Source organism: Pseudomonas sp. BB438, from assembly GCF_057180225.1.
In genome coordinates this window covers 1,175,310-1,194,851 of record NZ_CM170001.1, presented here as the reverse complement: position 1 = coordinate 1,194,851, position 19,542 = coordinate 1,175,310, and the positions used below count along the sequence as shown (strand labels likewise).

Here is a 19,542-nt window from a genome sequence, read left to right as displayed (position 1 = left end):
AATCAGGCTTTTAAGTAAAAATTCGAGCCGCGCAAAAAATTCGCCAAATGGTAAAGAAAAGCCCTTGTGATGACAAGGTAATAGCCTGTTACGCAACCCCCGAAACCCTTGCGCCGCGCGGCTTGCGCGGATGCGACACCTTGCCGCACGAACTTATTGAAGACATAAAAAAACGCCCAGTCCAAAGGATCTGGGCGTTTTTTTCGAAGCGTCGTATTAACGCTTGGAGTACTGCGGACGCTTACGCGCTTTACGCAGACCGACTTTCTTACGCTCAACTTCGCGAGCATCGCGAGTGACGTAGCCGGCTTTACGCAGCGGGCTGCGCAGAGTCTCGTCGTACTCGATCAGGGCGCGGGTGATACCGTGACGGATCGCACCGGCCTGGCCGCTTACACCACCGCCAACGACGGTGACGTAGATATCGAACTTCTCGGTGTTCTCGGTCAGCTCGAGCGGCTGACGGACAACCATGCGAGCGGTCTCACGACCGAAGAACTGCTCGATGGAGCGGTTGTTGATGGAGATCTTGCCAGTGCCCGGACGCAGGAAGACGCGAGCGGTAGCGGTCTTACGACGGCCAGTGCCGTAATTTTGAGTCGCCGACATAATGAGCTATCCCGTTAAATCTTCAGTTCTTGAGGCTGCTGAGCGGTGTGCGGGTGGTTGGCACCCTTGTACACTTTCAGCTTGCGGTACATGTCGCGGCCCAGCGGGTTCTTCGGCAGCATGCCTTTGACGGCAGTCTCGATAACGCGCTCAGGAGCCTTGGCGATCAGCTTCTCGAAGTTGATCGACTTGATACCGCCCGGGAAGCCCGAGTGATGGTAGTACATCTTGTCGGTAGCTTTGGCGCCAGTGACACGAACCTGCTCGGCGTTGATGACGACGATGTAGTCGCCGGTGTCAACGTGCGGGGTGTATTCCGGCTTGTGCTTGCCGCGCAGGCGGGTAGCAATCTCGGTAGCCAGACGACCCAGGGTCAGGCCAGCAGCGTCGACGACGAACCAGTCGCGCTTAACAGTTTCTGGTTTCGCGGTATAAGTTTTCATTCGTTATAGCCTCAGGGGCCGCCTGAAAATAAGACGGCGAATCTTACTGGACAGTGGTTGCCTTGACAAGTCAAGGACAGCCGAAGACAGACACGAATTGGGGCTCGGGTCGGTGTGCGTCCGTAACGACTAGATGTATCGATCGGCAGGCGTGGCATCCCCCACCGATGAAAGGCTGCGGAATTATGCAGATTCCGGCAGAATTTTCAACCATATGACGCACTTGTTTTCATGAGGAGACCTGCATGGAGTACCGCCCGCTCGGCCGCACCGAATTGAAAGTCAGCGCCCTCTGCCTGGGGACCATGACCTGGGGCGAGCAGAACACCCAGGACGAAGCGTTCGCCCAGATCGAGCGGGCCAAGGCCGCCGGTCTGAATTTCATCGATACCGCCGAGATGTACCCGGTCCCGCCGCGCGCGGAAACCTATACCCGCACCGAACAGATCATCGGCAACTGGTTCGCCCGCCGCGGCGATCGCGTCGATTGGGTCCTCGCCAGCAAGATTGCCGGCCCTGGCAACTCCATCAGCCATATCCGCGATGGCCAGCCCAAGCTCGACCGCAAGAACATCGTCGCGGCGCTGGACGGCAGCCTCAAGCGCCTGCAGACGGACTGGATCGACCTCTACCAGTTGCACTGGCCCGAACGCAGCACCAACTTCTTTGGCCAGTTGGGCTACCAGCACAAGGAAGAAAGTTTCACCGCACTGGAAGACACTCTGGAGGCGCTCGACGAGCAGGTTCGCGCCGGCAAGATCCGCCATGTCGGCCTGTCCAACGAGACCCCCTGGGGCACCATGCGTTTCCTGCAGATCGCCCAGGAGCGCGGCTGGCCCCGTGCGGTGTCAATCCAGAACCCCTACAACCTGCTCAACCGCAGCTTCGAGGTGGGCCTGGCGGAAATCGCCATCCGCGAGCAGATCGGCCTGTTGGCTTACTCTCCCCTGGCCTTCGGCATGCTATCGGGCAAGTACTTTGGCGGCGCACGCCCAGCCAACGCACGGATCACCCTGTTCAGCCGCTTCACCCGCTACACCAACCCGCAAACCGCCAGCGCTTGCGACCGCTATGTGAGCCTTGCCCGCGAGCACGGCCTGGACCCGGCACAGATGGCACTGGCCTTCGTCACCAGCCGGCCCTTCGTGACCAGCAACATCATCGGCGCGACCAACCTCGAGCAACTGGAAGCCAACCTCGGCAGCTTCGAGCTGAAGCTCTCCGACGAGGTGCTGGCCGGCATCGAGGCGATCCACAAGGACCAGCCGAACCCGGCGCCCTGACCGCCCCGCAAACGAAAAAGCCCGGCAATACCGGGCTTTTTTTTCATCCGCGACGGTTACAGCGCGCGGGCGATGATTTCCTTCATGATCTCGTTGGTACCCGCGTAGATGCGCTGCACGCGCGCATCGGCCCAGGCGCGGGCGACCGGGTATTCCCACATGAAGCCGTAGCCACCGTGCAGCTGCACGCACTCATCGAGCACCTTGCACTGCAGGTCGGTGGTCCAGTACTTGGCCATCGCCGCGGTGGGGACGTCCAGCTTGCCCTCCAGGTGCAACTCCAGGCAGCGGTCGACGAAAACACGGCCGACCTGGATTTCGGTGGCCATTTCCGCGAGCTTGAAGCGCGTGTTCTGGAAATCCGCGACGGATTTTCCGAAGGCCTTGCGGTCACGGGTGTAGTCCAGCGTCCATTTCAGCGCGGCCTCGGCCGACGCCAGTGCGCCGAGGGCTACGGTCAGGCGCTCCTGGGGAAGCTCCTGCATCAGGTAGATGAAGCCCTGTCCGTCCTTGCCCAGCAGGTTTTCCTTGGGAATGCGCACGTCCTGGAAGAACAGCTCGGAGGTGTCCTGGGCCTTCATGCCGACCTTCTCCAGGCGCTTGCCCTTGCTGAAGCCCGGCGTCCCCGCCTCCACCAGGAACAGGCTGGTGCCCTTGGCGCCGGCCTTGGGGTCGGTCTTGGCGACCACGATCACCAGGTCGGCCAGCCAGCCGTTGGTGATGAAGGTCTTCGAGCCGTTGATCACGTACTCGTCGCCATCCAGCATGGCGGTGGTCTTCACACCCTGCAGGTCGGAGCCGGCGCCCGGCTCGGTCATGGCGATGGCCGAGACCATCTCGCCGGAAATCAGCTTCGGCAGGTAGCGCTGCTTCAGCTCTTCGCTGCCGTAGTGAAGGATGTAGGGCGCGACGATGTCCGAATGCAGGGAGAAACCGATGCCGGTCAGGCCCAGGCGACCGATCTCCTCGATCACCACCGCGCTGTACAGAAAGTCCGCCGCCATGCCGCCATACGCTTCAGGCAGATGTGAGCAGAGCATCCCGGCCGCGCCGGCCTTATTCCACAGCGCGCGGTCGATGTGACCGTCCTTTTCCCACTGGGCGTGGAAGGGAACCGCCTCCTGTTCGAGGAACTTGCGGACGCTGTCACGAAACAGCTCGTGGTCGGAACTGAACAGGGTTCTCGGAATCATGCGGTGCACCTGCGGATCGGTTGTAGGAATTATTGGAAGGCCGACTGTAGGCCAAGCACGAACCGCTCTGCACTGGACACTTTCGCCAAAAAATAAGACGATCCAGCCGCATCATGACCGCTTTAGCGTCATGCAAAGACATCCATAAGAAGTACAAGAATCGATGCCCAATCCAGCTTCCCGCGTGCTGCGCCGCGTCAGCATCCTTGCCACCCATGGCGTCTTCGGCTCCACCCTGATGCAGGCCAAGGACTTCTTCCACATGGCCGCCCTGCGTCACGGCCGCCAACAGGGCCTCGGCCTGCTGCCCAGTTTCGAGACCCGCATCGTCAGCCCCGACGGCCAGCCGGTAATGAGTTTCAGCGGCGATCTCTTGCCAGTACACGGCGCCCTCGACGAGCCGGAACTGATCATCCTCCCCGCCTTCTGGGGCGACTTCGACGAACTGCTCTCGCTCTACCCGCAAGTAATGCCCTGGCTGCGCGAACGGCACGGCGCCGGCAGCGTGCTGTGCGGTGAAGTCTCCGGCGTGTTCTGGCTGGCCGAAGCCGGCCTGCTGGACGGCAAGGAAGCGACCACCTATTGGCGCTTCTACCGCGAATTCGCCGAGCGCTACCCCAAGGTGCTGCTCAACCAGGACAAGCACATCGCCGACGCCGACAACATCTACAGCGCCAGCGGTCTCACCTCGGTGCGCGACCTGTACATCTACCTGATCGAGCATTTCTGCGGTGCCGCCGTGGCCCAGGGCGTGGCCCGCGACATCCTCTATGAGGTACAGCGCACTTACACGCCGGGACGCCTGGGTTTCGGCGGACAGAAGCTGCACCACGACCCAGCGATCCTGCAGATCCAGCACTGGCTGGAAGAACACTTCTGCGACAAGTTCCGCTTCGAGGACGTCGCCCGCGAGCACGGCATGAGCATCCGCAACTTCATGCGGCGCTTCCAGGCGGCCACTGGCGACAAGCCACTGCACTACCTGCAGCGCCTGCGCATCGAGACCGCGCGCAATCTGCTGTCCACCAGCCGCAAGAGCATCAAGACCATCAGCTACGAGGTCGGTTACGACGACGCCAGCTTCTTCGCCCGCCTGTTCAGGCAGCACACCGGGCTGTCGCCGAATCATTACCGTCGACAGTACGAACAGAAGGAAGCCTGAAACAGGCCATCCCTAGGATGGGTCCGCGGACTCGGGTGCCGCCCTATGATCAGGGCAGCAACCGACAACAAGAACCCAACGGGATATCGCCATGCGCCGCTTTCTGCTTGCCCTGCTGGCCGTCTTCAGCCTGAACGCTGTGGCGGACGACACCTGGAAACCCTTCCCCTACGACCAGAGCGCCTTCGACTACAGCGGCGACAAGCTGCGCGAGGCCTGGCCGCGACTGACCCGTGGCTTCGGCGCCAACTACCCTTTCCCGGACGCGGACTGGGTCGTGACCATGGCCACGAAGCATCCCGATGCCCTGGAGAAGACCGTCACCGCCGGCACCGGCTTCAGCGGCAAGCCGGAAGAAGCACAGGCCTACGCCGAGAAGCTGCAGGACGTGTGGCGCAAGGTATTCCGGGGTGACTTCGCTCAGGCCAAGAAAGACGGCCTCGCGCTGGGCGTCGGCGGGCAGGTGCCGGGCATGTTCGCCCAGGTGCTGTATGCCATGTTCCTCGCGCCCACCCAGGACGAGAAGCAGCGCCTGCTGGAGGAAGTCATCAGTTACACCGACGAGGCCGGCCCGCTGCTGAATGCCGACCCGATCGCCCAGTTCGGCCGCGCCTACGCCAAGGCCCGTCTGGCCGAAGACCTGCCGGTGCCGGTCGTGCTCAAGCGCGGCTACACCAGCGAGATCCCCAAGGAACTGGACGCCCTGCTCGCCAAGCAGCCGAACCAGCCGTTTGCCCTGGCGCTCTACGGTGGCTATGAGGCGGGTGTGATCCGCAAGGTTGGCAAGCTGGTGGGCAAGATGACCTACGGTGTCAGCACGGACAAGATGGAGCAGTACTTCGCCCGCTCCTTCCGAGCCGCAGACGATCTTCCTATCGGTCACTACGAATACGCCAACGCGCTGGGCTACGTGTATGGCGAGGACGAGGAGCAGAAGGCGCTGGATCAGTTGAAGAAGGCCGTGGCGATCAAGCCGATCAACGCCATGGAGGCGCTGGAAGTGGCCCACGCCCAGCAGCTGCTGAAGAAAGCGCAGCAGGAGATGGCACAGCGCTGACGTTGTATCGGCAGGAGCGAGCTGGAAACAAAAAGGCTGCCCAAGGGCAGCCTTTTTTGCTTTCGCGGGACCATCAGGGACGGTGCGGGCGGCTCAGGTACTCGTGGGACTGCATTTCCAGCAGGCGACTCAGGGTACGCTGGAACTCGAACTCCAGACGGCCGCCAGTGTACAGGTCCTTGAGCTCCACTTCGGCGGAGAGGATCAGCTTGACGTTGCGGTCGTAGAACTCGTCCACCAGGTTGATGAAGCGTCGGGCCATGTCGTCCTTGGCCACCCCCATCTGCTCCACGTTGGAGATCAGGATGGCATGGAAGATCTTCGCCAGCTCGATGTAGTCGTTCTGACTACGCGGGCCATCGCACAGCTCGCGGAACTCGAACCAGGCTACATCGTCGCAGGTCAGGCGCGCGCGGATTTCGCGGTTCTCGACCATCAGCACGTCGTCGCGGGTAGCGCCGGCGCATTCCGGGGTCAGCGCCTTGAAGTCGCGAGCCATGGCCTGGTCGGCCTGCTCGGACAGGGGCCAGTGGTACAGCTCGGCCTGCTCCAACGCGCGCAGACGATAGTCCACGCCGCTGTCGACGTTGACCACTTCGGTGTACTTCTTGACCAGGGCGATGGCCGGCAGGAAGCGGGCGCGCTGCAGGCCGTCCTTGTACAGGCCGTCCGGCACGATGTTGGAGGTCGCCACCAGGCTGACGCCGTTCTTGAACAGCTCCTCCAGCAAGGTCGCGAGGATCATCGCGTCGGTGATGTCGGAGACGAAGAATTCGTCGAAGCAGATCACCCGCGCCTCGTCGGCGAAGCGCTTGCCGATGATGGTCAGCGGGTTCTTCTCGCCCTTGAGGGTTTTCATTTCCTCGTGGACGCGCTTCATGAAGCGATGGAAGTGCGTGCGCATCTTCTGCTTGAAGGGCAGCGCTTCGAAGAAGGTATCCACCAGATAGGTCTTGCCACGGCCGACGCCACCCCAGAAATACAGGCCCTTCACCGGCTCCTGGGACTTCTTGCCCAGCAGCTTGCCGAACAGGCCGGTCTTGCCCTTATCGGCGGCGACCAGGTCGTCGTAGAGGCGTTGCAGGTGCTTCACGGCGTTCGCTTGCGCGGCGTCGTGGAAGAAATCGGGGCGTTTGAGGTCTTCCTGGTAGCGCTGAAGAGGCGTCATGATCGGTAGCAAGGCAACGAAAACGGGGGCGCACACTTTAGCGGCGCCCCCGTTGCTTGGCAATTGGCCGGTAGTCGGACCGGCCTGCTGCGCCTCACTCCTGGGGAGCGAGAGCCTCGCGCAGACGCTGCATGGCGGCGTCCCGCTCCGCGTCGGTGGAGAACTCCGGGCTGTACGCCACAGCTTCGCCATCCAGGCGCACGCTGAAGGCGTTCAGTTCGGCGTGCAGCTCCAGTTCCTCGGACTGCAGGCGCTTGGTCACCTGGCCGGCGGCCTTGCCGTCGGCAAAGGCAATGGAGAGCAGCAATTGCTCGCCAGCGGCATCCAGCAGGCGGAAGCGGAAGCCGTCATCCTCGCGGAAGCTGACGAAACGCGCCGCCTTGGCGGCCTTCTTCTTGCCTTCGCTGGCCACCTGCACCTGCTCGCGGAACGAGCGCAGGCCGACGGACTCGCGCAGTTCGCCGAGGAACGGCGTGGCGATGCGGCGGGCCTTGGCGGCGCCGGCCAGGAGGATGTCTTCCAGGTCTGCCGGGCGGGTGATCAGCGCGTGGTAGCGCTCGCGGGCCTCGCCCAGCTCGTTGTCGAGCAGTTCGAACAGGCGCTGCTTGGCTTCGCCCCAGGCCAGGCCATCGAGCAGCTCGGCGCGGAACGCAGCCTGTTGCTCGTGGGTGGAGAAGGCCTGGTACAGGGTGAACAGGTGTGAGTTGTCCGGGTCCTTCGGCTCACCCGGCGCGCGGGAGTCGGTGACGATGCGCGCCACGGCGTCCTTGAGCTGCTTGGCGCTGCCGAACAGCGGGATGGTGTTGTCGTAGCTCTTGGACATCTTGCGACCGTCCAGGCCCGGCAGGGTCGCCACGTCTTCCTCGATCACCACCTCGGGCAGGGTGAACAGTTCCTTGCCATTGCCGAACAGGTGGTTGAAGCGCTGGCCGATGTCGCGGGCCATCTCCACGTGCTGGATCTGGTCGCGGCCGACCGGCACCTTGTGGGCGTTGAACATCAGGATGTCCGCGGCCATCAGCACCGGGTAGCTGTACAGGCCCATGGTGACGCCGGCGTCCGGGTCTTCGCCGGCCTCGACGTTCTTGTCCACCGAGGCCTTGTAGGCGTGGGCGCGGTTGAGCAGGCCCTTGGCGCTGACACAGGTGAGCAGCCAGGTCAGTTCGGGGATTTCGGGAATATCGGACTGGCGATAGAAGGTCGCCTTGTCAGCATCCAGGCCGCAGGCCAGCCAGGTGGCGGCGATTTCCAGCCGCGAACGCTGGATGCGCGCCGGGTCGTCACACTTGATCAGCGCGTGGTAGTCGGCCAGGAAGTAGAAGGAGTCTGCCTGCGGATCGCGGCTGGCGACGATGGCCGGGCGAATGGCGCCGGCGTAGTTGCCCAGGTGCGGAGTACCGGTGGTGGTGATGCCGGTCAGGATACGGGTCGTCATGGGAATCCAGGAATCAACACAATTGAAATGGCGGGCCGGATGGTAACGCGGCTTGGCGGCCTAGGCGAGCCGGGCCTGTATCAGGTCCTTGAGCTCGATCAGCTTGCCGTGGAAGAAATGGCTGCACTCGGGGATGCGGATCAGCTCGTGGGGTTTGCTCAGCTCTGCGCTCCACGCGTAGACACGCTCGGGCGTGACCACTTCGTCGGCTTCGGGCTGAATCACGGTCAGCGGACAGCGCTCGGGCAGCTCGACGTCGAAGCGCTCTACCGGCGGCGCCAGCATGAACAGTTGCGCGAGCTCGGCGCCCTGCTCTTCCAGGCGCTCGGCGGCATTGCCGGCCACGCAGGAGCCAAAGGAAAAGCCCATCAGCGTCAGCGGCAGGCCCGGGTGCTGCTCGGCAAGCCAGTGCGCGACGGCCAGCGCGTCGTCGACCTCACCGCGGCCTTCGGCATAACTGCCGGCGCTCTGACCCACGCCACGAAAATTGAAACGCAGGGTGGCGTATCCTGCATCGCGTGCGGCGCGCTGCAGGGTAGCGACCACCTTGTTCTGCATCGTGCCGGCGAACAGCGGATGCGGATGACAGATCAGCGCGACGCCCTTGGCGTCGGGCGTGGCAAGGTGCAGGGCTTCCAGCTGGCCGTCGGGGCCATCGAGGAACAGGGGGATTTCGCGGGTGGTCAAACAACAGCTCCGTGACCCCGTGGCGGGTCGTCTCGTCTAGCTCAATACCTGCGCAGGCGGCGAAGCATTCGCCACGGTATACAAGCACAGGTGCAAGCCGCTAACGTAAAGCAAAGCCGTCTATAGAGGAAGGATTCGCGTGGAACAGTCCCTCACCACCTGGTTGCTGCCGCTACTCGCCCTGATCGTCGGGGTCGGCATCGGCTTTCTGATCGCCCGTCTGCTGCCCAACGCCGCGCCCAACAAGCTGCAGCGTCAGGTGGATGACATGCAGGATCGTTTCGATAGCTACCAGCGCGAAGTGGTGACCCACTTCAGCACCTCCGCCAGCCTGATGAAAAAGCTCACCCAGAGCTATCAGGATGTGCAGGAACACCTGTCCGAAGGCGCCGAACGCCTGGCCCTGGACGAACAGACCAAGCAGCGCCTGCTGGCCGCCCTGCACACCGACGAGTACCCCGAGCGCCGCGAGCGCCTGACTCCGCCAGCCAACAACGAAGCGCCGCGTGACTACGCACCCAAGAGCGACGATGGCCCAGGCACCCTGGACGAGACATACGGGCTGAAGAGCAAGTACTAACGCCCCGCCCCTCAAAGCCCCGCAAAAGCGGGGCTTTTTCATGCGTGCACATCCATGGCCTGCTGCGAAGTCGCTCGCGAACCACTGGGTGCCGGATTTTCGAGCAAGCTCGCCCCTTCACGAACAAAAAAAGCCCCGCGTATGCGGGGCTTTTTCACTTCTGCGCCGTGCGATCAGATCGCGCCGCGCTGGCGGAGCAGGTCGAGGACCGCCTTGACGCCGTCTTCCACCGACTGGCTCTGGGTGTCGATCACCAGATCGGCATCCAGCGGCACGTCGAACGGGAAGGACTCGCCCGGGATGTTGTCCTGGCCGGCGGCATACAGGCCTTGCGGATCACGCTCACGGCAGACCTGCGGGGAAGCCTGGACGTAGACGGTGACCAGCCGCTCGGCGCCGATCAGCGACTTGGCGCGCTCGCGACCTTCGGCGCTCGGAGCGACGAAGGCGCACAGGCTGATCAGGCCGGCTTCGTTGAACTGACGGGCCACATGGGCAGTACGCCGCCAGTTCTCGGTGCGACCGGCGCGATCCTGCGGCAGGCCCTTGTTCAGGTCGTGACGCAGATTCTGGCCATCCAGCACGTAGACCGCGCGGCCCATGTCGAACAGCTTGCGCTCCACGGCGTAGGCCAGGGTGCTCTTGCCAGCGCCGGAGAGGCCGCTGAACAGGACCGTCGCAGGCTGCTGGCCGAAGCGTGCAGCGCGCTCCTCGCGAGCTACATGGGCGTTCGCACCATGGTGGGCGACGTTGCCATGGCTCGACTGCGGGGCGGCGATGATCATGCCGGCGCCGACGGTGCCATTGGTCAGGCGGTCGATGACGATGAAGGCACCGGTGGTGCGGTTCTCGCCATAGCCATCCAGCGCGATCGGCGCATCCAGGCTGACCTTCACGCGGGCGATCTCGTTGAGCTTGAGCTCGCTGGCCGCGGTCTCTTCCAGGGTGTTCACGTCCACCTTGTGGGTGATGCTCGGAATCGAGCCCGGTACGTAGCTGGTGGCGCGTTTGATGTCGTACTTCTTGCCCGGCAGCATCGGCTCTTCGGCCATCCACACCAGCATGGCATCGAAGCCGTCGGTCACCTGCGGACGGTTGTCGGCATGGACCAGCATGTCGCCGCGGGAGACGTCGATCTCGTCTTCCAGGGTCAGGGTGATGGCCTGCCCCGGGCCGGCCTGTTCCAGCTCGCCTTCGAAGGTGACGATGGACTTGACCTTGCTGCCCTTGCAGGACGGCAGCGCCACGACTTCGTCGCCCTTGCGCACGATGCCGCTCGCCAGGGTGCCGGCGAAGCCACGGAAGTTCAGGTTCGGACGGTTGACGTACTGCACCGGGAAGCGCATGTCGTCGAGGTTGCGGTCGCCGGCGACTTCCACGGTCTCGAGGATTTCCATCAGCGACTGGCCAGTGTACCAGGGCGAGCGCTCGGACTTGTTGACCACGTTGTCGCCCTTCAGTGCCGACATCGGCACGAAGTGCAGGGAGTTGGTCTTCAGGTTGATCTTGTCGGCGAACTGCAGATAGTCGGCCTTGATCTGCTCGAAGACGCCCTGGTCGAAGCCCTTGAGGTCCATCTTGTTGATGGCGACCACGATGTGCTTGATGCCCAGCAGCGAGGCGATGAAGCTGTGCCGGCGAGTCTGGGTCTGCACGCCGTAGCGGGCGTCGATCAGAATGATGGCCAGGTCGCAGGTGGACGCGCCGGTGGCCATGTTGCGGGTGTACTGCTCATGGCCGGGGGTGTCGGCGATGATGAACTTGCGCTTGGCGGTGCTGAAGTAGCGATACGCCACGTCGATGGTGATGCCCTGCTCGCGCTCGGCCTGCAGGCCGTCGACCAGCAGCGCCAGGTCGACGTCATCGCCGGTGGTGCCGACTTTCTTCGAGTCACGGGTGATGGCCTCGAGGTGGTCCTCGTAGATCATCTTGGAGTCGTGCAGCAGGCGCCCGATCAGGGTGCTCTTGCCGTCGTCGACGTTGCCGCAGGTGAGGAAGCGCAGGAGTTCCTTGCGCTCGTGCTGGGCCAGGTAGGCGAGGATGTCCTCGCTGATCAGATCGGATTGATGCGACATGGTGCGAGAACCTTAGAAGTAGCCCTGACGTTTCTTTTCTTCCATCGAACCCGCGGCATCGTGGTCGATGACCCGGCCCTGGCGTTCGGAAGTCCGCGTCAGCAGCATTTCCTGGATGATTTCCGGCAGCGTGGTGGCGGTGGACTCCACCGCGCCGGTCAGCGGGTAGCAGCCCAGGGTACGGAAACGCACCATCTTCTTCTGGATGCTGGCCTTCTGCTCGGGCGTGAGGTGCTCGAGGATGCGCTCGTCGTCGATCATGATCAGCGAGCCGTTCATCTCGATGACTTCGCGCTCTTCGGCGAAGTACAGCGGCACGATCGGGATCTGCTCCAGGTAGATGTATTGCCAGATGTCCAGCTCGGTCCAGTTGGACAGCGGGAAGACGCGGATCGACTCGCCCTTCTTCACCTTGCCGTTGTAGACGTTCCACAGCTCCGGACGCTGGTTCTTCGGGTCCCAGCGGTGCTTGCTGTCACGGAAGGAGTAAACGCGCTCCTTGGCGCGGGACTTCTCCTCGTCGCGGCGGGCACCACCGAAGGCAGCATCGAAGCCGTGCTTGTCGAGGGCCTGCTTGAGACCTTCGGTCTTCATGATGTCGGTGTGCTTGGCGCTGCCGTGGGTGAACGGGTTGATGTCCTGAGCCACGCCATCGGGGTTGATGTGGGTGATCAGGTCCAGGCCCAGTTCCTCGACCATCTTGGTGCGGAACGCGTACATCTCCTGGAATTTCCAGCGGGTGTCGACATGCATCACCGGGAAAGGCAGCTTGCCAGGGAAGAAGGCCTTGCGCGCGAGGTGAAGCATCACCGCGCTGTCCTTGCCGATCGAGTACAGCATCACCGGGTTGTCGAACTCGGCGGCGACCTCGCGGATGATGTGGATGCTCTCGGCCTCCAGCTGTTTCAGATGCGTCAGTTTGTCGACCATGGCTACTCACGGAATTGCTTATGGACGGCCGGCGGGCCGTAGACGAGCGCGCACTCTATCACAGCGCAAGGCTCTAACCGGCGGGCGGGTTATACCGAAAAAATATACCGATATAGCCATACGCGCTCAGTACAAAAACAGGCTCCGCCTGGTCCCTGAACGGCGTCGACAGGCTGTTCGAACCCGACAGGGCAAAGGTTCGCAGCGCGCCCCGGAAGCACCTCCGGGACTTTTCCTGCAACACAGGCAAACCCCATCACGGCACGTTCCCAGCTTGTGCCCACGCGGCACTGCGCTAGCATAGCGGGATGATTTCCTGCCCCAGAAGATTTCCCATGCGCCGCATCGCTTTTGCCCTGCCTCTGCTTGTCCTCCTCTCCGCGTGCAGCAGCAAACCAACTCCCGCTCCACAGCCGACCCAGAAGCCGAAGGCACCCACCCTGATCACGCCCGATGCCCACCCGGCGTTCGGCTCGGTGCAACCGATCACGCCGCTGCGCGGCGACTTTGCCGGCAACGCCAGCGCCCAGCGTTTCATCGACCGCATGGTGAGCCAGCACAACTTCAACCGCCAGGACCTGCAGGATCTGTTCGCCCAGACCCGCGAGCTGGACTGGGTGATCCGCCTGATGGACCGCCAGGCGCCGAGCTACACCCCGCCCAGCGGCCCGAACGGCGCTTGGCTGCGCTACCGGAAGAAATTCATCACCCCGGACAACGTGCAGAAAGGCGTGCAGTTCTGGGACGAGTACGAAACCGACCTGCAACGCGCCTCGCGCACCTATGGCGTCCCCTCGGAAATCATCGTCGGCATCATCGGCGTCGAAACCCGCTGGGGTCGTGTGATGGGCAAGACGCGGATCATCGACGCGCTGGCCACCCTCTCGTTCTCCTACCCGCGCCGCGCCGACTTCTTCAGCGGCGAGCTGGAACAATTCCTCCTGCAGGCCCGCAAGGAAGGCGACAACCCGCTGGAGATGCGTGGCTCCTATGCCGGCGCAATGGGCTATGGGCAGTTCATGCCCTCCTCCTTCACCCGGTACGCCGTGGACTTCGACGGCGACGGCCACATCGACCTGTGGAACCCGCGCGACGCCATCGGCAGCGTGGCCAACTACTTCAAGCAGCACGGCTGGGTCACCGGCGATCCGGTGGCGATCCCGGCCTCCGGCCAGGCCCGCTCGCTGGAAGACGGCTTCAAGACCCAGTACCCGATCAGCGCGCTGTCCGCCGCCGGGCTGCGTCCCCAGGGCTCGCTGGGTAACCACCAGAGCGCCAGCCTGCTGCGCCTGGACATGGGTAATACCTACCAGTACTGGTACGGCCTGCCGAACTTCTATGTGATTACCCGCTACAACCACAGCACCCACTACGCCATGACCGTGTGGGAGCTGGGCAAGGCGGTCGACCGCCAACGCCACGGCTACCGCTGAGGCAGAAACGAAAAAGGCCGGCTCATTGAGCCGGCCTTTCTGTTGGCCTCGACGAACGCTCAGGCCGGGTTCGGGCAATCGATGAACAGGTGCTCGATGGCGAAGCGCTTGGCCAGATAATCGCCCAGCGCCTGCACGCCGTAGCGCTCGGTAGCATGGTGGCCGGCGGCGATGAAGCTGATGCCGTTCTCCCGCGCGCTGTGCACGGTCTGCTCGGAGACCTCGCCGGTCAGGTAGGCATCGACACCCGCAGCAATCGCCTGGTCGATATAACCCTGGGCGCCGCCGGTGCACCACGCGATGCGACGGATCGGCTGTCCGCCGTCGACCAGCAACGGTTCGCGGCCCAGCACATCGCGCACATGCAGCGCCAGATCACTCGGCAGCAGGGGCTCGGCCAGCGAGCCGACCAGCACAATGGAGCGCGGGTTTCCCGGCTCCAGCGGCCCTTCGATTTCGAAGCCGAGCTGACGACCCAATTGCACGTTGTTGCCAACCTCGCCGTGCAGGTCCAGCGGCAGGTGATAAGCCAGCAGGCTGATGTCATGGGTCAGCAGGGTCTTCAGGCGACGCTGCTTCATGCCCACCACGCGAGCGTCCTCGCCCTTCCAGAAATAGCCATGGTGGACCAGCACCACATCGGCGTCCGCTTCCACGGCGGCATCCAGCAACGCCTGGCTGGCGGTCACGCCGGAAACGATGCGACGCACCTGCGGGCGCCCTTCGACCTGCAGGCCGTTGGGGCAGTAATCCTGGATCTTCGCCGCCTCCAGGAAACGGTCCGCTTCCTCGACCAGCGTGCTCAGTGCGATTGCCATCGAAATTCCTCCAACATCGGCTGCGCGCGTCTATTTTCTTGTCTCGCCGCCCGTATAATGGCCGCCACCCTATCGGCCATCCCCCGGCCAAGCAACCCCAAGGATTTTCTTCGATGCTGAAGGCCCTGCGTTTCCTCGGCTGGCCCGTGCTGGTTGGCGTCCTCCTGGCGCTACTGATCATCCAGCATAACCCGCAATGGGTCGGCCTTCCGCAGCAGGAAGTGCACCTGCAACAGGCTCCGCTGCTCAGCCGTCTCCAGCAAGGTCCGGTGAGCTACGCCGACGCCGTGACCCGCTCCTCGCCCGCGGTCGCCAACCTGTACACCACCAAGATGGTGAGCAAGCCGAATAACTCGATGCTCGACGATCCGCTGTTCCGGCGTTTCTTCGGCGATAACCTGCCGCAGCAGAAGCGCATGGAATCGAGCCTGGGTTCGGCGGTGATCATGAGCCCCGAAGGCTACCTGCTGACCAACAACCACGTGACCTCTGGCGCCGACCAGATCGTCGTGGCCCTGCGCGATGGCCGCGAGACCATCGCCCGCCTGGTGGGCAGCGATCCCGAAACCGACCTTGCGGTACTGAAGATCGACCTCAAGGACCTGCCCTCGATCATGCTCGGCCGTTCCGACGGCATCCGCACCGGCGACGTCTGCCTGGCCATCGGCAACCCCTTCGGCGTCGGCCAGACCGTCACCATGGGTATCATCAGCGCCACCGGCCGCAACCAGTTGGGCCTGAACACCTACGAAGACTTCATCCAGACCGACGCCGCGATCAATCCGGGCAACTCCGGTGGTGCGCTGGTAGACGCTAATGGCAACCTGATCGGCATCAACACCGCGATCTTCTCCAAGTCCGGCGGCTCCCAGGGCATCGGCTTCGCCATCCCGACCAAGCTGGCCCTGGAGGTCATGCAGTCGATCATCGAGCACGGTCAGGTGATCCGTGGCTGGCTCGGCGTCGAAGTCCAGCCGCTGACCCCGGAACTGGCCGAGTCCTTCGACCTCAAGGACAAGGCCGGCATCGTCGTCGCCGGTGTCTACCGCGACGGCCCCGCCGCCAAGTCCGGCCTGCTGCCGGGCGACATCATCCTGAACATCGATGGCGAGGCCGCCAGCGACGGTCGCCGCTCGATGAACCAGGTGGCGCGCACCAAGCCGGGCGAGAAGATCACCATCGAAGTGCTGCGCAATGGCAAGCCGGTGACGCTCAATGCCGAGGTCGGCCTGCGTCCGCCGCCCGCCCCCAACGGCAATTGATCCCGCAATGAAAAACGGCGCCCTCGGGCGCCGTTTTTCATTTGCACAGACAAACAGCCTTACAGCTTCAGCCGCAGGGCATCGATCAGAGCCTGGTTCTGCTCCTCGGTGCCAATGCTGATACGCAGGAACTGGTTGATCCGCTGCTGCTTGAAGTGACGCACGATCACGCCCTCCTCGCGCAGGGCCGCGGCCAGTTCGGCGCCGTCGCGCTGCGGGTGGCGGGCGAAGATGAAGTTCGCCGCCGATGGCAGTACGTCGAAGCCCAGGGTCTTGAGCTCGGCCACCAGTTTCTCGCGGCTGCGGATCACCGCGTCACAGGTCTGCTCGAAGTAGGCCTGGTCCTCGAAGGACGCCACCGCGCCGGCCAGGGCCAGGCGGTCCAGCGGGTAGGAGTTGAAGCTGTTCTTCACCCGCTCCAGCGCTTCGATCAGGTCCTCGTGACCGACCGCGAAGCCGACCCGCAGGCCCGCCAGCGAACGCGACTTGGACAGGGTCTGCGCCACCAGCAGGTTCGGATAGCGGTTGACCAGGGCAATTGCGGTCTCGCCGCCGAAATCGACATAGGCCTCGTCCACCAGTACCACGCTGTCCGGGCTCGCTTGCAGCAGGCGCTCGATGGCCTCGAGCGGCAGCAGGCAGCCAGTAGGGGCGTTGGGGTTGGGGAAGATGATGCCGCCGTTCGGCCGCGCATAATCCTCGACGCGGATCTGGAACTGCTCGTCCAGCGGCAGCGCGTCGAAGTCGATGCCGTAGAGACCGCAGTAGACCGGATAGAAGCTGTAGGTCACGTCGGGGAACAGCAGCGGCTTGCCGTGCTGGAACAGCGCGTGGAAGGCGTGGGCCAGGACTTCGTCCGAGCCGTTGCCGACGAAGACCTGGGAGGTCTTCACGCCGTGGTACTTGGCGATGGTCTGCTTCAGGCGATCGGCGTTCGGATCCGGATACAGGCGCAGCGTGTCGTTCAGCTCGGCCTGAATCGCGGCGACCACCTTAGGCGACGGGCCGTAGGGGTTCTCGTTGGTGTTCAGCTTGACCAGCTTGGCCAGCTTCGGCTGTTCGCCCGGAACGTAGGGCACCAGTTCCTTGACGAAGGGACTCCAGAACTTGCTCATGGGTTACTCACTCTTGCCGTCAAGGATGCGGAATTCGGCGCTGCGCGCGTGAGCGGTCAACGACTCGCCGCGGGCCAGGATCGATGCAGTCTTGCCCAGCTCGGAAGCCCCCGGTGCGGAGCAGAAGATGATCGACGAACGCTTCTGGAAGTCATACACGCCCAGCGGCGAGGAGAAGCGCGCAGTGCCGGAGGTCGGCAGCACGTGGTTCGGGCCGGCACAGTAGTCGCCCAGCGCCTCGGCGGTGTAGCGGCCCATGAAGATGGCACCGGCATGGCGGATCTTCGGCAGCCAGCTTTCCGGGTCTTCCACCGACAGCTCCAGGTGCTCCGGGGCGATGCGGTTGGCAACCTGGCAAGCCTGCTCCTGGTCGGCGACGAGGATCAGCGCGCCACGGTTGGTCAGCGAGGTGCGGATGATCTCGGCACGCTCCATGCTCGGCAGCAGCTTCTCGATGCTCGCGGCAACCTTGTCGAGGAAGGCCGCGTCCGGACTGACCAGGATCGACTGGGCGTCCTCGTCGTGCTCGGCCTGGGAGAACAGGTCCATGGCGATCCAATCCGGGTCGGTGCCGCCATCGCAGACCACGAGGATCTCGGAGGGGCCGGCAATCATGTCGATACCGACCTGGCCGAACACGTGGCGTTTGGCGGTGGCGACGTAGATGTTGCCCGGGCCGACGATCTTGTCCACCTGCGGCACGCTCTCGGTGCCATAGGCCAGCGCAGCCACGGCCTGGGCGCCACCGATGGTGAAGACGCGGTCCACGCCGGCAATGCAGGCAGCGGCCAGGACGATCTCGTTGATCTCGCCACGCGGGGTCGGCACCACCATCACCACTTCGGCGACACCGGCAACCTTGGCCGGAATGGCGTTCATCAGTACCGAAGACGGGTAGGACGCCTTGCCGCCGGGCACGTACAGGCCGGCGCGATCCAGCGGGGTGACCTGCTGGCCGAGCACGGTGCCGTCGGCTTCGGTGTAGCGCCAGGAGTCCTGCTTCTGCTTCTCGTGGTAGTTGCGCACACGCTCGGCGGCCGTTTCCAGCGCTTCTCGCTGGGCCGGGGTGATGCGCGTCAGGGCCAGTTCCAGGCGCTCGCGCGGCAGGATCAGGTCGGCCATGGTCTTGGCGTCGACGCCGTCGAAGCGCTGGGTGAATTCCACCACGGCAGCATCACCGCGGCTGCGCACGTCGGCGATGATGTCCAGAACACGCTGGTTCACCGACTCGTCGGACACGCTTTCCCAGGAGAGCAGATGGTCCAGATGACGCGCGAAGTCCGGATCGGCGGCATTGAGTCGACGGAGTGCGAAGGGTGCGGTCATAGCTGGCCTCTTTAATTGGCATGATTAGGACCTGCCCCTGGTCGTCGCGAGCGATGATCAGGCACGGCGAAAACAGATGAGGAAGCGGAGTTCACGTGCTGTGAATGAGCATGACTCGCTTCGCTCACCCCTTCGGGCCGCACTGAAGTGCGTTAGCCGCCAGCGGCTTCCGAAAGCGTTTTCAACGCCGCCTGATCGAGTGCAGCAGATCAGGGGCAGGTTCTCGGGCGCCGCAAGACTATCAAGCCTACCGTGCGGGCACCCGAGAAAATTTGGCTATGACACGGATAGGCGGGCGCGGCGGGAAGGCCGCGCAGGGAATTACGCCCGGTGTCGAGACTCCACCGCTTCGCGCAGGGTGTCGATGAGGGCCTGGATGCGCGCATGCTGCATCTTCATGGAGGCCTTGTTCACGACCAGGCGCGAGCTGATGTGCGCGATCAGTTCCTGAGGTTCCAGGCCGTTCGCACGCAGGGTGTTGCCGGTATCGACCACGTCGATGATCTTGTCGGCGAGACCGACAAGCGGTGCCAGCTCCATGGAGCCGTACAGCTTGATCACGTCGACCTGGCGGCCCTGTTCGGCATAGTAGCGCTTGGCGACATTGACGAACTTGGTGGCCACGCGCAGGCGACCTTTGGGTTCCGGCGCGCCGACCGCACCAGCGGTCATCAGCTTGCAGTTGGCGATCTTCAGGTCCAGCGGCTCGTAGAGGCCCTGGCCACCGTACTCCATGAGCACGTCCTTGCCCGCCACGCCGAGGTCGGCGGCGCCGTGCTCGACGTAGGTTGGCACGTCGGTAGCGCGCACGATCAGCAGGCGCACGTCATCAAGGGTGGTGGGGATGATCAGCTTGCGGCTCTTGTCCGGATTCTCGGTCGGCACGATGCCCGCCGCGGCAAGCAGCGGCAGGGTGTCGTCGAGGATACGGCCCTTGGACAGGGCAATCGTCAGCATTGTCTGGCT

18 protein-coding genes are annotated in these 19,542 nt (G+C 63.7%); 6 read left to right on the top strand and 12 right to left on the bottom strand.

Going from position 1 to position 19,542, the window contains the following annotated elements; genetic code table 11:
* Positions 1-216 precede the first annotated feature (216 nt).
* Positions 217-609, bottom strand: a complete 393-nt coding sequence (gene rpsI / locus AC1ZV1_RS05725) for a 30S ribosomal protein S9 (RefSeq protein WP_017518120.1) — start codon at positions 607-609, stop codon at positions 217-219.
* Between the two features lie 14 nt (positions 610-623).
* Positions 624-1,052 carry a 50S ribosomal protein L13 gene (gene rplM, locus AC1ZV1_RS05720; RefSeq protein ID WP_015475857.1) on the bottom strand — a complete coding sequence of 143 codons (429 nt, stop codon included), beginning with the start codon at positions 1,050-1,052 and terminating at the stop codon, positions 624-626.
* Between the two features lie 245 nt (positions 1,053-1,297).
* Between rplM and AC1ZV1_RS05715 the strand changes: the two genes are divergently transcribed.
* The gene (locus AC1ZV1_RS05715; protein ID WP_484295884.1) at positions 1,298-2,335 is read left to right on the top strand and encodes an NADP(H)-dependent aldo-keto reductase; all 1,038 of its coding nucleotides are present in this window, start codon (positions 1,298-1,300) and stop codon (positions 2,333-2,335) included.
* Between the two features lie 56 nt (positions 2,336-2,391).
* Here AC1ZV1_RS05715 and AC1ZV1_RS05710 read toward each other — a convergent pair whose 3' ends face one another.
* Positions 2,392-3,537, bottom strand: coding sequence for an acyl-CoA dehydrogenase family protein (locus tag AC1ZV1_RS05710; protein WP_484295883.1), 1,146 nt, complete (start codon positions 3,535-3,537; stop codon positions 2,392-2,394).
* A 253-nt stretch (positions 3,538-3,790) separates the two neighbouring features.
* Between AC1ZV1_RS05710 and AC1ZV1_RS05705 the strand changes: the two genes are divergently transcribed.
* Positions 3,791-4,690: a GlxA family transcriptional regulator gene (locus AC1ZV1_RS05705; RefSeq protein ID WP_484297512.1), complete on the top strand. Its 900-nt coding sequence runs from the start codon at positions 3,791-3,793 to the stop codon at positions 4,688-4,690.
* A gap of 91 nt (positions 4,691-4,781) precedes the next feature.
* Positions 4,782-5,747, top strand: a complete 966-nt coding sequence (locus AC1ZV1_RS05700; protein ID WP_484295882.1) for a hypothetical protein — start codon at positions 4,782-4,784, stop codon at positions 5,745-5,747.
* A 73-nt stretch (positions 5,748-5,820) separates the two neighbouring features.
* Here AC1ZV1_RS05700 and zapE read toward each other — a convergent pair whose 3' ends face one another.
* The 3 genes from zapE to AC1ZV1_RS05685 form a co-directional block, all read right to left on the bottom strand.
* The gene (zapE, locus tag AC1ZV1_RS05695; protein ID WP_484295881.1) at positions 5,821-6,915 is read right to left on the bottom strand and encodes a cell division protein ZapE; all 1,095 of its coding nucleotides are present in this window, start codon (positions 6,913-6,915) and stop codon (positions 5,821-5,823) included.
* A gap of 94 nt (positions 6,916-7,009) precedes the next feature.
* Positions 7,010-8,350 (bottom strand): tryptophan--tRNA ligase, encoded by a 1,341-nt coding sequence (locus AC1ZV1_RS05690; RefSeq protein ID WP_484295880.1) that lies wholly within the window; start codon positions 8,348-8,350, stop codon positions 7,010-7,012.
* 60 nt (positions 8,351-8,410) lie between these two features.
* Positions 8,411-9,037: an alpha/beta hydrolase gene (locus AC1ZV1_RS05685; protein ID WP_484295879.1), complete on the bottom strand. Its 627-nt coding sequence runs from the start codon at positions 9,035-9,037 to the stop codon at positions 8,411-8,413.
* Between the two features lie 139 nt (positions 9,038-9,176).
* On the opposite strand from AC1ZV1_RS05685, the gene AC1ZV1_RS05680 reads away from it, so the two are divergent.
* Positions 9,177-9,617: a Z-ring associated ZapG family protein gene (locus tag AC1ZV1_RS05680; protein WP_484295878.1), complete on the top strand. Its 441-nt coding sequence runs from the start codon at positions 9,177-9,179 to the stop codon at positions 9,615-9,617.
* 173 nt (positions 9,618-9,790) lie between these two features.
* Here the strand turns inward: AC1ZV1_RS05680 and cysN are convergent, their stop codons facing one another.
* Complete coding sequence (gene cysN / locus AC1ZV1_RS05675) at positions 9,791-11,692, bottom strand: sulfate adenylyltransferase subunit CysN (protein WP_484295877.1); 1,902 nt, start codon at positions 11,690-11,692, stop codon at positions 9,791-9,793.
* 12 nt (positions 11,693-11,704) lie between these two features.
* Positions 11,705-12,622, bottom strand: coding sequence for a sulfate adenylyltransferase subunit CysD (gene cysD / locus AC1ZV1_RS05670; protein ID WP_484295876.1), 918 nt, complete (start codon positions 12,620-12,622; stop codon positions 11,705-11,707).
* A gap of 335 nt (positions 12,623-12,957) precedes the next feature.
* Here cysD and mltB point away from each other — a divergent pair, with 335 nt between their 5' ends.
* On the top strand, positions 12,958-14,055 hold the full coding sequence (gene mltB, locus AC1ZV1_RS05665) for a lytic murein transglycosylase B (protein ID WP_484295875.1): 1,098 nt from the start codon (positions 12,958-12,960) through the stop codon (positions 14,053-14,055).
* A 59-nt stretch (positions 14,056-14,114) separates the two neighbouring features.
* Here the strand turns inward: mltB and AC1ZV1_RS05660 are convergent, their stop codons facing one another.
* Positions 14,115-14,873 (bottom strand): Nif3-like dinuclear metal center hexameric protein, encoded by a 759-nt coding sequence (locus AC1ZV1_RS05660; protein ID WP_484295874.1) that lies wholly within the window; start codon positions 14,871-14,873, stop codon positions 14,115-14,117.
* Between the two features lie 113 nt (positions 14,874-14,986).
* On the opposite strand from AC1ZV1_RS05660, the gene algW reads away from it, so the two are divergent.
* Positions 14,987-16,135 (top strand): Do family serine endopeptidase AlgW, encoded by a 1,149-nt coding sequence (algW, locus tag AC1ZV1_RS05655; RefSeq protein WP_081517465.1) that lies wholly within the window; start codon positions 14,987-14,989, stop codon positions 16,133-16,135.
* 59 nt (positions 16,136-16,194) lie between these two features.
* Here the strand turns inward: algW and hisC are convergent, their stop codons facing one another.
* From hisC to hisG, 3 genes are all read right to left on the bottom strand, one after another.
* Positions 16,195-17,250: a histidinol-phosphate transaminase gene (gene hisC / locus AC1ZV1_RS05650; RefSeq protein WP_484295873.1), complete on the bottom strand. Its 1,056-nt coding sequence runs from the start codon at positions 17,248-17,250 to the stop codon at positions 16,195-16,197.
* 3 nt (positions 17,251-17,253) lie between these two features.
* A complete protein-coding gene (hisD, locus tag AC1ZV1_RS05645) occupies positions 17,254-18,576 on the bottom strand; it encodes a histidinol dehydrogenase (RefSeq protein WP_484295872.1) in 1,323 nt (440 codons plus the stop codon).
* Positions 18,577-18,897: 321 nt separating this feature from the next.
* Entirely contained in the window at positions 18,898-19,533 is a 636-nt protein-coding gene (hisG, locus tag AC1ZV1_RS05640; protein ID WP_017518137.1) for an ATP phosphoribosyltransferase, read from the bottom strand.
* Positions 19,534-19,542 lie beyond the last annotated feature (9 nt).

Bases quoted from the DNA above. Each gene is read 5' to 3' on its own strand.
- rpsI (WP_017518120.1), bottom strand. From the start codon at position 609: ATGTCGGCGACTCAAAATTACGGCACTGGCCGTCGTAAGACCGCTACC.
- rplM (WP_015475857.1), bottom strand. From the start codon at position 1,052: ATGAAAACTTATACCGCGAAACCAGAAACTGTTAAGCGCGACTGGTTC.
- AC1ZV1_RS05715 (WP_484295884.1), top strand. From the start codon at position 1,298: ATGGAGTACCGCCCGCTCGGCCGCACCGAATTGAAAGTCAGCGCCCTC.
- AC1ZV1_RS05705 (WP_484297512.1), top strand. From the start codon at position 3,791: ATGGCCGCCCTGCGTCACGGCCGCCAACAGGGCCTCGGCCTGCTGCCC.
- AC1ZV1_RS05700 (WP_484295882.1), top strand. From the start codon at position 4,782: ATGCGCCGCTTTCTGCTTGCCCTGCTGGCCGTCTTCAGCCTGAACGCT.
- zapE (WP_484295881.1), bottom strand. From the start codon at position 6,915: ATGACGCCTCTTCAGCGCTACCAGGAAGACCTCAAACGCCCCGATTTC.
- AC1ZV1_RS05690 (WP_484295880.1), bottom strand. From the start codon at position 8,350: ATGACGACCCGTATCCTGACCGGCATCACCACCACCGGTACTCCGCAC.
- cysN (WP_484295877.1), bottom strand. From the start codon at position 11,692: ATGTCGCATCAATCCGATCTGATCAGCGAGGACATCCTCGCCTACCTG.
- cysD (WP_484295876.1), bottom strand. From the start codon at position 12,622: ATGGTCGACAAACTGACGCATCTGAAACAGCTGGAGGCCGAGAGCATC.
- mltB (WP_484295875.1), top strand. From the start codon at position 12,958: ATGCGCCGCATCGCTTTTGCCCTGCCTCTGCTTGTCCTCCTCTCCGCG.
- AC1ZV1_RS05660 (WP_484295874.1), bottom strand. From the start codon at position 14,873: ATGGCAATCGCACTGAGCACGCTGGTCGAGGAAGCGGACCGTTTCCTG.
- algW (WP_081517465.1), top strand. From the start codon at position 14,987: ATGCTGAAGGCCCTGCGTTTCCTCGGCTGGCCCGTGCTGGTTGGCGTC.
- hisC (WP_484295873.1), bottom strand. From the start codon at position 17,250: ATGAGCAAGTTCTGGAGTCCCTTCGTCAAGGAACTGGTGCCCTACGTT.
- hisD (WP_484295872.1), bottom strand. From the start codon at position 18,576: ATGACCGCACCCTTCGCACTCCGTCGACTCAATGCCGCCGATCCGGAC.
- hisG (WP_017518137.1), bottom strand. From the start codon at position 19,533: ATGCTGACGATTGCCCTGTCCAAGGGCCGTATCCTCGACGACACCCTG.